This is a genomic window from Marinobacter sp. LV10R520-4, from assembly GCF_002563815.1.
Taxonomy (GTDB): Bacteria; Pseudomonadota; Gammaproteobacteria; order Pseudomonadales; family Oleiphilaceae; genus Marinobacter.
In genome coordinates, this window is record NZ_PDJM01000001.1 from 3,675,958 (window position 1) to 3,688,416 (window position 12,459).

13 protein-coding genes are annotated in these 12,459 nt (G+C 52.4%); 9 read left to right on the forward strand and 4 right to left on the reverse strand.

Going from position 1 to position 12,459, the window contains the following annotated elements:
- Positions 1-99: 99 nt before the first annotated feature.
- The 6 genes from ATG98_RS17755 (at position 100) to ATG98_RS17780 (ending at position 5,743) form a co-directional block, all read left to right on the forward strand.
- Positions 100-660: a carbonate dehydratase gene (locus ATG98_RS17755; protein ID WP_098418356.1), complete on the forward strand. Its 561-nt coding sequence runs from the start codon at positions 100-102 to the stop codon at positions 658-660.
- Positions 650-2,071 carry a dihydroorotase gene (locus tag ATG98_RS17760; protein ID WP_098418357.1) on the forward strand — a complete coding sequence of 474 codons (1,422 nt, stop codon included), beginning with the start codon at positions 650-652 and terminating at the stop codon, positions 2,069-2,071. The genes ATG98_RS17755 and ATG98_RS17760 overlap by 11 nt, the downstream gene beginning before the upstream one ends.
- On the forward strand, positions 2,061-2,561 hold the full coding sequence (gene hisI, locus ATG98_RS17765) for a phosphoribosyl-AMP cyclohydrolase (protein WP_098424007.1): 501 nt from the start codon (positions 2,061-2,063) through the stop codon (positions 2,559-2,561). The genes ATG98_RS17760 and hisI overlap by 11 nt, the downstream gene beginning before the upstream one ends.
- Positions 2,562-2,649: 88 nt before the next feature.
- A complete protein-coding gene (locus ATG98_RS17770) occupies positions 2,650-3,624 on the forward strand; it encodes a CobW family GTP-binding protein (protein ID WP_098418359.1) in 975 nt (324 codons plus the stop codon).
- The gene (locus tag ATG98_RS17775) at positions 3,617-4,642 is read left to right on the forward strand and encodes a WD40 repeat domain-containing protein (protein ID WP_098418360.1); all 1,026 of its coding nucleotides are present in this window, start codon (positions 3,617-3,619) and stop codon (positions 4,640-4,642) included. The genes ATG98_RS17770 and ATG98_RS17775 overlap by 8 nt, the downstream gene beginning before the upstream one ends.
- A gap of 60 nt (positions 4,643-4,702) precedes the next feature.
- Positions 4,703-5,743 (forward strand): CobW family GTP-binding protein, encoded by a 1,041-nt coding sequence (locus ATG98_RS17780; RefSeq protein ID WP_098424008.1) that lies wholly within the window; start codon positions 4,703-4,705, stop codon positions 5,741-5,743.
- Here the strand turns inward: ATG98_RS17780 and ATG98_RS17785 are convergent.
- The 3 genes from ATG98_RS17785 to ATG98_RS17795 are packed head-to-tail and all read right to left on the reverse strand — an operon-like array spanning position 5,736 to position 8,695.
- Positions 5,736-7,091, reverse strand: coding sequence for a peptidoglycan DD-metalloendopeptidase family protein (locus ATG98_RS17785; RefSeq protein WP_098424009.1), 1,356 nt, complete (start codon positions 7,089-7,091; stop codon positions 5,736-5,738). The genes ATG98_RS17780 and ATG98_RS17785 overlap by 8 nt on opposite strands.
- Before the next feature lie 39 nt (positions 7,092-7,130).
- Complete coding sequence (locus ATG98_RS17790) at positions 7,131-7,937, reverse strand: metal ABC transporter permease (protein WP_098424010.1); 807 nt, start codon at positions 7,935-7,937, stop codon at positions 7,131-7,133.
- Complete coding sequence (locus tag ATG98_RS17795) at positions 7,937-8,695, reverse strand: metal ABC transporter ATP-binding protein (protein ID WP_218925892.1); 759 nt, start codon at positions 8,693-8,695, stop codon at positions 7,937-7,939. Before ATG98_RS17795 ends, ATG98_RS17790 begins: the two co-directional genes overlap by 1 nt.
- A gap of 139 nt (positions 8,696-8,834) precedes the next feature.
- Between ATG98_RS17795 and ATG98_RS17800 the strand changes: the two genes are divergently transcribed.
- Positions 8,835-9,839, forward strand: a complete 1,005-nt coding sequence (locus tag ATG98_RS17800) for a zinc ABC transporter substrate-binding protein (RefSeq protein ID WP_098418365.1) — start codon at positions 8,835-8,837, stop codon at positions 9,837-9,839.
- Positions 9,840-9,863: 24 nt separating this feature from the next.
- Here the strand turns inward: ATG98_RS17800 and ATG98_RS17805 are convergent, their stop codons facing one another.
- Positions 9,864-11,126, reverse strand: coding sequence for a tyrosine-type recombinase/integrase (locus tag ATG98_RS17805; RefSeq protein WP_098424012.1), 1,263 nt, complete (start codon positions 11,124-11,126; stop codon positions 9,864-9,866).
- A 202-nt stretch (positions 11,127-11,328) separates the two neighbouring features.
- Here ATG98_RS17805 and ATG98_RS21650 point away from each other — a divergent pair, with 202 nt between their 5' ends.
- Both ATG98_RS21650 and ATG98_RS17810 read left to right on the forward strand, forming a co-directional pair.
- Complete coding sequence (locus ATG98_RS21650) at positions 11,329-11,544, forward strand: hypothetical protein (RefSeq protein ID WP_143751501.1); 216 nt, start codon at positions 11,329-11,331, stop codon at positions 11,542-11,544.
- Positions 11,545-11,807: 263 nt separating this feature from the next.
- Complete coding sequence (locus ATG98_RS17810; protein ID WP_416376581.1) at positions 11,808-12,455, forward strand: Crp/Fnr family transcriptional regulator; 648 nt, start codon at positions 11,808-11,810, stop codon at positions 12,453-12,455.
- The last annotated feature ends 4 nt before the right edge of the window (positions 12,456-12,459 follow it).

The following is a 12,459-nucleotide window of genomic DNA, read 5'->3' on the forward strand; positions in this document are numbered from 1 at the left end:
GACGATACCCGGAGCGGAACAACATGGGAGGCGATTGCCCAGCCTTTCGCTATCTGAGAAGTGGTATAAAAATGGCAACATCCCAACTGGAGGTATCAAATGATTCGTAAGAATCCGAATGGTGATCTGCCGAGAATTCATCCGGATGCGTTTGTGGACCCTACGGCAATTATTTGTGGAAAAGTCATCATTGAAAAGAATGTATTTGTTGGCCCTTACGCTGTCATTCGTGCCGACGAATCCAACGACGATGGAGACATGGAACCCATTGTCATAAAAGAGGGTTCGAATATTCAAGATGGCGTTGTCATTCATTCAAAATCAGGTGCTTCGGTTACTATTGGCGTTGGCGCATCCATCGCGCACAGAGCAATCGTGCATGGGCCCTGTAGTGTCGGCGACGGCGTTTTCATTGGATTCAATTCCGTTTTGTTTAACTGCAGTGTGGGTGAGGGCAGCGCGATACGCCACAATGCCGTCGTTGACGGGGTAGCGTTGCCATCAGGCTTTTATGTTCCCTCAACCACGCGGATAGGCCCGCAAACAAACCTGGCTGAAATCCCTAGAATGTCGTCGGCGGCGTCTGCTTTTTCCGAGGATGTTGCGCAAACCAATCTCAAACTGGTTCGAGGATACAAGGCGATTCAAAATGAACTGTGATGAACAGGCGCTCCACTCAGAGCAAAAACAGGCACTGAAATTTGCCGACTTGCTCATCAAAAATGCCCAAGTAATGCTGCCCTGGGGGTGTGAGGAGCTCGATGTTGCCTGCATCGAAGGCCGCATTGTGGCCATTGGCGAATCTGCGTGGAAGGGACGGGGAACCATTGACGCATCGGGCCTGCACCTATTACCCGGCGTCATCGACTCACAGGTTCATTTCCGCCAACCCGGTCTAGAGCACAAAGAGACCATTGAAGCCGGTACACGGGGGGCGGTTTTGGGCGGTGTCACTGGCGTTTTTGAAATGCCCAACACCAACCCGTTGACGCTGACCCAGTCCGACCTTCAACAAAAACTGACGATTGCCGAGAACGACGCGTGGTGCAATTACGCATTTTACGTTGGTGGCTCGCCTAAAAACGTGCACCTGCTGGAGGCTTTGGAGCAGCAGGCAGGCTGTGCCGGTGTGAAAATATTCATGGGCAGCTCATTCGGTGACCTCCTCGCCGAAGACGACGAAGTTCTAGAGCGCATTCTTGCAAGCGGCAACCGCCGCGTCTCGATACACGCTGAAGACGAAGCCCGCCTGAGACAAAGACGCGCCCTCGCAGAGCAGAGTGGCGATGTGCGTGACCATCCGAACTGGCGGGATGTTGAAAGTGCCTTCCGTGCGACGCGGCGTATTGTCAGTATCGCCCGCAAAACCAATAGGCCCATTCACATTCTCCACATTTCCACCGAAGAAGAACTTGCGTTTCTCGCGGAGCACAAGGATATCGTAACGGTGGAGGCATTGCCCCAACACCTGACGATGGTCGCACCCGATTGCTATGAGCAGCTCGGTACGCTCGCACAGATGAATCCGCCCATACGATCCCTTCGACACAGGGACGCGCTCTGGCGCGGAATAAACAACGGCCTAATCGATGTCTTGGGCAGTGATCACGCCCCGCATACATGGCAAGAAAAGCAGCTTCCTTATCCCGATACACCCAGCGGTATGACCGGTGTACAAACTCTGCTTCCCGTAATGCTGAACCATGTGAACGAGGAAAGAACCAGCTTGTCGCGTATCGTTGATTTGCTTTGTAGCGGGCCCGCCCGTGTCTTTGGGATGGTTGGCAAAGGTCGTATTGCGGTTGGGAACGATGCTGATTTCACCATCGTAGATCTGCAGGCAACCCGAACGGTCAGGGATGAGGATATGGCCAGTATGTCAGGATGGAGCCCCTACGCTGGTGTTACGTTAACGGGGTGGCCTGAAATAACCATTATCTCTGGCAAGCCCGTTATGCGTTCCGGCCAGTTGATCGGTCAGCCTGGGGGCCGCCCCATCGTTTTTCGCAATGAATTACGAAACCGGGAGCCATCAGAACAGACAATAGGAGGTGTCCCTGGTGGCCGATGACGGGCAAAGTGGTACTGACAGATCTTTCTTCTCGGACCGCATCAGTATTGAACAAGTGGAGGAAGGGCATACTCTGGCTCCGAAGTTTGATTCATCGGGGCTCATCACGTGTGTGACGACCCATGCTGATTCCGGTGAGGTGCTCATGCTGGGGTACATGAACGAAGACGCATTGACTCGCACCATTGAGTCGGGAGAAGCGCATTACTGGAGCCGGTCAAGGCAACAACTCTGGCACAAAGGAGGCACCAGTGGACACATCCAGACTGTTGTCGAAATACGAATAGATGATGATCAGGATGCCTTATGGCTGCGAGTTCGGTTGCGAGGCAGGCAGGCTAGCTGCCACGTTGGTTACAGGTCTTGTTTTTACCGGACGATAAACTGGAACAAGGCGCAATCGGCCCCGACACTGAGCTTCATTGAAACTGGAAAAGTGTTTGATCCGTCAGAGATCTATGGCGACGCACCTAATCCCACCATTCTATAACGTTTTTCATCATGAACGTCGCAACCTTTTTATGCGAGCGTTTAATTGTAATGTTATAACGTATTAATAAAATAGTCAGGAGAGCTTAATGAATAAAGTTCCGGTTACAGTCCTCACCGGCTATCTCGGTGCTGGCAAAACAACACTGCTTAATCGCATCCTCTCGGAACAGCACGGCAAGCGCTACGCCGTGATTGTTAATGAATTTGGCGAGATTGGCATCGATAACGACCTGGTTGTTGGGGCGGACGAAGAAGTGTTCGAAATGAACAACGGCTGCATCTGCTGTACCGTCCGGGGCGATCTGATCCGAATTATTTCAGGTTTGATGAAACGCCTGAAAGGCTTTGACGCCATCATTCTTGAGACAACAGGAATTGCCGATCCGGCGCCGGTGGCGCAAACATTCTTCGTAGACGATGAGGTGAGGGCGAAAACGTCATTGGACGCCGTGGTAACGGTGGTTGATGCCAAGAACCTGCCAGCGCGACTGGCTGACAGTTCAGAGGCAGCCGAGCAGATAGCGTTTGCCGATGTCATCCTGCTTAATAAAGTCGACCTGGTGTCTGAGGAGGAACGTAAAGCACTTGAGAGTCGCATCCTGGGCATGAACCCCTATGCCCGAATTATTCCTAGCAACTACTGCGATGTGCCGCTTGACCAGATTCTCAATCTAGGAAGCTTTGATCTGGAAAGGATCGTCGCGCTGGAGCCCGGGTTTCTCACCGAAGATCACGACCACGAGCACGACGATACGATAAAAAGTATTTCACTGAAGAGCAACGTTCCCCTAGATTCGGACCGATTCGAATCCTGGATAATGGAGGTGCTGCGCACCCAGGGCGTGGATATTCTTCGGTGTAAAGGCATTCTGGATTTGGTCGGCATGGATCAGCGGTATGTTTTCCAGAGTGTTCATATGCTTGCTGATGGCACTGCCACACAGCCCTGGCGAGCTGACGAAAAGCGCGAAAGTCGCCTTGTGTTCATCGGCCGTGACCTTGATGAAACAGCCTTAACGGCAGGATTCAGCGCCTGTAAAGCAGGCACCGTCCATGGCTAAGGCACCGTCTCTGATTGAACGCCTCGGTCGGGTCTGGCAACTATCAGATCATGTGGTCGCTTGCCGTTTTGAGCGATCGGGTGCCCTGGCATTCGCACTGGGCGACGGCTCGCTAACCATCATTCCGCATGCGGATGGCGAACCACTGACAGTGCAGGCGCATGCAGGGGGCTGTCTGAGCCTGGCTGCGGCTCCGGGCGGTGGGTTTATCAGTGGCGGTGACGATGGACGGTTCCTGGCAATATCCGTGGCCGGAGAAGTGACGGAACTGGCCAACTACCCCGGTCGTTGGCTAGACAATGTGAGCAGTCATCCGGCCGGCGTCATTGCCTGCTCCGAAGGCAAGCGTTTACATCTGACCCGTATCGGCAAACCCACGATCAGTTTCGAGTATCCCAGCACCGTAGGCGGTTTTTGTTTTTCCCCGGATGGCAAGCGAGTCGCCGTGGCTCATTATGGTGGCGTGAGTATACGCGCCGTTAACGACCAACACTCCGGAGTGCTGGCGTTGAAGTGGGCAGGCTCGCACCTGGACGTGACCTGGAGCCCGGATTCAAGATTTATCCTATCGGCAATGCAGGAGAACTGCATTCGAGGTTGGCGCCTTAAGGACAAACAGGACTTTCACATGAGCGGATATGCCAGCAAGGTAAAATCCTGGGCCTGGGTGGCTGGCGGGCGTTACCTGGCAACCAGTGGCGCCGATGTTATCCCGTGCTGGCCGTTTAGCGGTCGCAAAGGCCCCTTGGGCAAAGCGCCTGTCTCCTTGGGTTATGCCGAATCCGGACGGGTCACGGCCGTTGCTGCGGCACCCGACTATCCATTGGTGGCTGCAGGTTACGATGACGGGCTCGTGCTAGTTACCCAACTGGCTGATGGTGATGACAATGAGCAGGCTGCAGTCATCAAGCCGGCCGGGGGTGGCGGCGTTACCGATATCGCCTGGGCGCTCGACGGGAAATATCTCGCGGTAGCAACGGAGCAGGGGTTTGCCGGTATTCTGCCAACAGCCGCTTAATATTTGCCAGCTCGGTCCCCGAAAAGTGGTGTGAAAATTGCTTGATCAAAGAGTGTCAGTATGAAAATCACCAAAGCAGTGCCAACTAATATCATCACCGGATTCCTCGGGGTGGGTAAAACCACTGCCATTTTGCACCTGCTGGCCAATAAGCCCGCCAATGAGCGTTGGGCGGTATTGGTCAATGAGTTCGGCGAAATAGGTATCGACGGCGGTTTGATGGCTGGAGGCCAGGGGGCTCAAACCGGCGTTTTTATCCGCGAGGTACCCGGGGGCTGCATGTGTTGCGTTTCAGGTTTGCCCATGCAAATGGCGTTGAACAGATTATTGATGGCCGCAAATCCAGACCGGTTGCTCATCGAACCGACGGGGTTAGGGCACCCTCAGGAAGTGATTGAGTCGCTGAACCAGCCGCATTACGCCACCGTTATTGACTTGAGAGCGACGCTGACCTTGGTTGATCCTCGACGCATACGAGATTCGCGTTATACCCAGAACGCCACATTCATTCAGCAAATTGCAGTAGCCGATGTACTCGTGGCGAATAAGTCCGATCAGTGTACGGATGACGACTTTTCTTCCCTGAATGCTTACCTGGTGGAAAAAGCCAGTCACGAAAAGCCGTTGTATCGCGTGAGTTTCGGGGAGATCCCGTTCGCGGCTCTTTTGGTCCCTTCTGCCCACACAACGCCTAAGCCTGACCCGTCCAGGCGCTTCACGATGCCCGCATTATCACAAAACGCCTTTGGGCAACCTGAATCCACAGAGCGTTCAGATCACAAGCCATTGCCTGAGGGTGATTACATTAAAATCAAAAAACACGCTGACGGTTTCACGTCGGTTGGCTGGCGTTTTCACGCCAGCATTCTGTTTGATAGAGGCCGGCTGTTTGAGCTCTTTTCCGGTCTCACCCTTCAAAGGGTTAAAGCCATATTCATTACGCCAGACGGTGTTTTTGGCTATAACTTCAGTGATCAGGCGTTAACTGAGGTGGAGTTGGACGAGGCACAGGAGAGTTGCATCGAAGGCATCGACAATGACGTGACGGTTTTTGAAGGTTTTGAAGCGGGCCTTCTGGCCTGTAAGGCCCGCGTCAGTTGATGTCTTGACGCTCCTCATCTTTTTCAGTGGTTCGAGTGGATTGCGGCGACCTAATTGCCAAAACAAGATCGGAGCTGATTCGAGACTGCATGGACACCATTTGTTTGCTGACTTGTGCTTTAAAGGAGGCAAGTTCGATATCAGGCACTTTGGCGGCAGTCGGGATATCCGCGGTCAACGGATTAACGGGTTGGCCGTCCACATGAAATTCGAAATGCAGGTGGGGCCCCGTTGAGCGTCCCGAATTTCCGGTAAGCGCTATTTTTTGGCCCCGCTTTATTCTTTGACCTCGTTTGACCAAAACTTTGCTCAAGTGGAGGTAGCGTGTTTCAAAGGTCCCACTGTGATTGATATCAATATATCGCCCGGCAAAGGGGTGATTGCCAACACGCGAGACGACGCCGTCGCCGGTACTTACAATGGATGTGCCGAAAGGTGCTGCGAGATCGACACCGTTATGGGGTGATCGTCTGCCGGTAATCGGATGGAGACGATCAGGACTGAACGGGGAACTTATTCTGAAGCGTTTTTCGGTTGGCCAACGTAAAAATGCCAGCAAAACGCTTTCGCCGGTCGCGTTATAGTAGTTGCCATCGTCGAAGAGAAACGCGTTATAGGCTTTAGGTCCGCGAAGCAGGGATACCGCTTCAATTCGTTGGCGGCCCGTTGGCGTATCGTGAGTCATCTCGCGACCCGTGATAACAGTGAATGTATCGCCTGATCTGAGATCTCGCCGAAAATCGATTTTGCTTTTCAGAAGCTGAGCCACTTCGGCCACCTCGGCTTTACTCAGTCCCGACTTGACGGCGGAGGCATAAAAGCTGCCATTAACGGCCCCTCGGGTAATGGCTGATTGCCAGTGCGTCTCGGATTGCTGTTTGCGGGCGACAAATGCGCCATCGTCCTGGCGGGCAAAGGTAATGGTTCTGGCCGCATCAATGCGCAGTGTTAATGCCTTAAGCGCCCGGTTCCTGTCGTACTTGAACGTAACCCGTTTTCCAGGTTTCAGTGTTTCAAGAGACAGATACTCGACGTCAGCTTCAAGAACCTGGTGCAGCACAGACGCAGGAATACCTTTTAACTCGAAAATGTCACTTAGGGTATCCCCCTTTTTGATCTCATAACCCTGTGTTTCAGTCTCATTGGTAGGCGGAGAGGGCAGGTGTGCGGGTTCAGGCACAAGGGCTAAATGCCCATTCGGCTGAGCATTCAGGGAGCGGGGATTGTCCAGTTGGATTGATACGGCGCCGGAATGCTTTGGTGAAGCGAAAATAGCGACGACAACGAAAATGATCGCCAATGACAATAGGATTTTGTGGGTAAGTGTAAAAAAGTGTCGAAATAACATGGTTGCGAACTGTCTCCCCGAGCTGCCCAGAATCGCCGTTCAGGCATGAGTTTTTTGTGGCCGGATGAAGTACCGGAAAGCGCTGGATACACCGAAAAGAATAGCAACAATACAGACAATTGTTGGGCCTGTCGGGGTGTCCATAACGTAAGACACCTGCAATCCGGCCAGTGAGGCACCGCACCCGATAATCGCTGCAATAATGGCCATGGTTTCTGGCGTTCTGCTGAAGGGGCGAGCTGTCGCTGCCGGTATGATCAGCATGGCGGCAATCAGCAATACTCCCACTACTTTAATGGCCACAGCCACAACGACCGCCAACGATAAGGTAAGAATCATGTTCTCTCGCTTGGGTGAAATGCCACTTGCGCAAGCGAGTTCAGGGTTAACGGTTGATGTAAGCAGAGCCGACCAGCGCCAACCAACCAGTGTGAGAACAAGGGCTGCGCCACCCCAAATCACACCAAGGTCAAGGGTGCCCACAGAAAGAATATCACCAAACAGATAGGCCATAAGGTCGATGCGAATACCCGACAGAAAGGACACTGCCACCAGACCAAAAGCCAACGAAGAGTGCGATAAGACACCAAGCAGGGTGTCCATGGCGTAACCGCGCTCACTCAGAGTTGCAATGGCCAGAGCCATTAGCAGCGATACCACCAGGACTCCTGCAAATATTGGCATGGATAACGTAAGTGACAACGCTACCCCCAGAATGGCGGCATGTGCGGTTGCATCGCCGAAAAAAGCCATACGTCGCCAAACAATAAAGCAGCCAAGCGGCGCCGCGGCGATTGCGACACCGAGGCCGGCAAGGGAAGCGCGGAACATAAAGTCATCGAACATTAAACAGCTTCCTCGTGCCGGGGAGTCGCATGGTCATGGTGGTCGTGGTCGTGGTCGTGGTGATGGTAACTAGCGAACATTTCCGCATTATCGAGGCCAAATAATAATCGATATTCGGGGGCGACCTTGACAACCTCAGGCGCGCCTTCGCAACAAATACTGCCGTTCAGGCAGATAACCCGATCCGATGTTCGCATCACAGTGTGCAGCTCATGGCTGACCATCAGGATGGCGCAACCCAGTTCCTGCCGCACCCGCTCAATCTGCCGGTAAAAGTCTGCTGAGCCAGAATGATCCAGCCCTTGGGTGGCCTCATCCAACAAAAGCAGATCGGGTTTCTCTATGAGGGCCCGGGCCAGCAAAACGCGCTGGAACTGCCCTCCGGACAGGGTGCTTAACTGTTGTTTGCCAAGTCCGGACAACCCCGCTTGCTGGAGAGCAGCCTCCATGTTGTCCTTTTGCTGGCGCTTGGGAAGCGATAGAAACCGATAAACCGTCATTGGGAGTGTTTCATCAATATTGAGGCGCTGTGGAACGTAGCCGATGATCTGTTTACTGATCATTTCAACCTGACCGGAGGTCAGTGGCTGGGCGCCGATAATTGCGCGCAGAAGCGTCGATTTTCCTGACCCGTTCGGGCCGACAATCGTCACAATTTCGCCCCGCTCTATATGGATATTAATGTCTTTTAGCACACTGTTTCCGCCAAAACTGACGGACAGGTTTTTGGTGGCAAGGACTCTCATTTGTTTTCCCATCGAAAGCAGGTCTCACACATCCGCACAGGTCTGGAGCATTTTTCAGCTTTCACAACATAAACCTCTTTCCTAGTTAATGGCAATGTTATAACATAACGTTTAAGCAATAAAGCTTCCATGACGAAAAGGCTGAAAAAGAATGAGAAAGCGCCAAAAATTAATGGCTACTGCGTTTATAGCGACCTTGCCGTTTAGTGCAAATGCTGTTCCCAATGTAGCGACCGATGTTACACCCATTCACTCACTGGTGTCGCAAGTCATGGCGGGAGTAGGCAAGCCGGATCTGCTTGTTCAGTCTGGCGCTTCGCCGCATAACTATTCGCTCAGCCCGTCGGAAGCTCAAGCATTACAGGAAGCGGACCTCGTGTTCTGGGTGGGTGAGGGCTTGACACCCTGGCTGGAAAGGTCTCTGGATAACCTGTCTCCCGATTCAAGGAAAGTCGAGTTGCTGGAGGTGGTGGGCACAACAACCTATGCCTTCAGAGAAGGAGCTACGTTCGACGCTCATGATGACAGCGATCATGACAAGGAAAAAGAGGATGGGCACGACGCTCATGATGACCTCCATCATGATGAGAAGACAGAGGATGATCATAATGAAGGCGATCATCATGAACACAGCGGTACGGACCCGCATGCGTGGTTAGATCCCGCCAACGGAAAGGTCTGGCTTGATGTGATAGCAGCGGCTCTGGCAGAAAAAGATCCTGAAAATGCTGCCCAGTATCTTGAAAATGCAGCGACGGGAAAAGCTGACATTGATGCCGCAGTCAGTCGTATTGAAATCACCATAGCTCAGCTCAAAAATAAACAATTCATTGTTTTTCATGATGCTTACCAATACTTTGAAAAACGCTTTGGCATTCCGGCAGCAGGGGCGATCTCGATCGGGGATGCATCAAAACCAAGCCCAGCCCGGATTGCAGAAATCAGGAAAGTTGTGACGGATTTAAACGTAAGCTGTGTGTTCACTGAGCCGCAATACAACCCAGGTATCGTTAAAGCGGTTTTTGGCGGAACGGGTGTTAATACGTCTGGAGTTATTGACCCATTAGGATCAGGCCTGGTTACCGGCGCCAACCTGTACCCTGACTTATTGATCGAGATCGCTGACGGCCTCCAATCATGCCTTGGAGAAAAGTAGGGGGTTACGAACCCTCAACTTGTCTCATACTTTCCGCTCGCGGCCTTCAAACCGCTTGCGGGCCTGATCCGAGTTAACGTAAACCGACTCGGTAAAAGCCGCGCTGGCATGGCCGAGTTCTTCGCTGATGTGGCGAATATCCGCGCCGGATTCGATGGCTTGGCTGGCGCCGGTGTGGCGCAGGTAGTGAGTTTCTGACCTTATAGCTTCAAGCTGTCGGGCTTCGTCGACAAAACCGGCTTCCTCCATGCGCGCAACAGCGAACATAACGGCCTGCTCGTAAATGCGTTGAACCTGACGTTTGCCCAGTGCTGCGCCATGGGTTGAAGGTAGAACAGGGTGGTGATCGCCCGGGTCTGGCATAGGCGATGGCAGGCCCAAGTAGGCGCGCCAACGTTTTAAGTAGGGCAGGTAGGCATCTGGCAGGGTGACCGAACGGGCTTTATCACCTTTACCAAACACAAAATACGACCAATATTGCTCGCCTTGAATGACCTTTCTGCGAAAATCACCAAAAACCGGAATCCGTTCTGCGCCATCCTCTAGCGGACGCGGCGCCAACTCGCCAACCCGAAGAAACAACGATTTCATGGTTACGATCACAAACAAATGTCGTTCACATTTTGGGTTTTGATCTGCTTCGGTAACCAAGGTCTCTAGCAACCAGGACCACTGCCAATCGGTTAGCCGGCGCACAGCGACTTCGAGATCTTTGGCCAGTTGCGGTTTGGCGCGACGATCACGGCGGCGTAGATCGTTAAGCGGGTCTGTTAGCAGATATTGTTGGTAAACCAGATATTTAAAGAAGGTTTGTAAAGCAGTTCGGCTGGCGTTCAGGCTGGCTTGGCTGGCATTGTAAACGGCGTTTTCATCACTGGAGCGCAACGCGAACGGACGCCATTGCGGGTTTGGTAGGCGTAAACCGTTGGCATGGGTGAAAGCCGAAAATACGCCGCGGGCGATCCAGCTACGTGGTGGGTTCTTCAGGGTCTTGAAATACGCGGTTACAACATCAGCGTCGGTTTGCACCAGCGTGCGTTTGGTGGTTACCCAAAGATAATTCAAAAAACGCTGAACCTCACCGCGGAAGCGTGAAAAGGTTCCAGGCACATCGGCATATTTCATCAGAAATTGGCGACTGATTTCGTAATCATCGCGCAGTATGATCAAGGGCTGCGGTAAAGACGCCAAAAATGTCGGTATGGATGGGTGGCAATGAAAGTCGGAAAGATCTTCCAGGTAGTTTGCAGTATCGAACAGCGGCTGGCCGCTAAATGAAGTTGACACGTTAATCCTTTTAACCCTTGATTCAGTAGACAACCGCAGAAAGTACAAAATTTCTGAAACCACAAATCAACAGCTTGGGCTCGTAATTCCACGCAAAGTACTAAAGAGACTTAATGTGAATTCTAGTATACGGGATCCGTTTGAGTTTCCACACAAAGTACTGAATTCGTCGTATAGATTGTGAAATAAGCGGCGATAGCTTTTGGATGCAAACTTCACTCAGTTAACTAATATTTGCGAAGGCGTGGCGCGGAGGATTCGCTGGCTGAGCGATGGTTTTGACCATAAAGCGCGCCATTCACAATCGAATCACTCAGGGCTGAAACAAGCTCATATTGCTGCTGTCCCCGCGGCTATCATTCCATTTTTCGATAACATCCAGATCACTATAAAGGCTTCGCCCATACTGCGTTTCTGACTTAGGGCAGCACTTAAGAGCTGGCTTCTGAAAGTGCGCTATAGGTTCAGCTAAGACTTAGATGACGAATTGGCGCAAAAGGGACAACCGAAAGGGGTAATGACGCCTAAGCTCATATCGAATGATTTTTGAGATGAAAAGCGAATCGACGAAAAGTCAGGCGGTGATCGGACCTAATCTAGAATTGGCAAAAATGCTAAGAACAGTATTTTCCGGCCTGATGTGTTCTCATCGGCTATTTATTGTCGGAGCGTTATCCAAATATGATTAAGCCATCGCGCACGCCGTCAGAAACGGTCTTGCTTAACAGCCTAAGCCGTGTATTTGGAATGCGCTTGGGTGAAGACCAGACGACGCCAGGCGCAGTGCTAGTGAGTGACTTGGCCCGTCTATTCAGCATGCACAGCATAGACGCTGAGGCTGTATTAGAAAGGCATGACCAACCTTGGGCCCATGTCTACCTAATTCAGCACGGGGTGGTGCGTATGTTCCGCCAAACCGTGGGTGGCAAGGTGGCCATTCATCACTTTTTCTCGGAAGGCGATATCATTTGGCCGGTATTCGGTCGCAGCCGCACAATGCGCAATACGCTATGCTTGAAAAGCAGCACGCCGGTTACGGCATGGGTGGCAGATTTCGCTGCATTCCGTTCAGCGATACAAAGTCACGGCGCGGTACAATGGCCGAAATTTGCTTTAGCGTTGACAGAAGAACTGGCCGAGTTGGCCAGCATGCGCGAGTTCCGCAAACACACCATGCCTGCCAACGAACGCTATTCGTTGGTGCAGGAAGAGTACCCAGAACTGACGAAGCTAGTGCCAGACAACCAATTAGCGGCCTGGCTTGGTGTTGTGCCCGCTACTTTTTCGCGCTTGAAAAGAGCAGCGTCTAACCGCCAAAAAAACGGCTGACGCC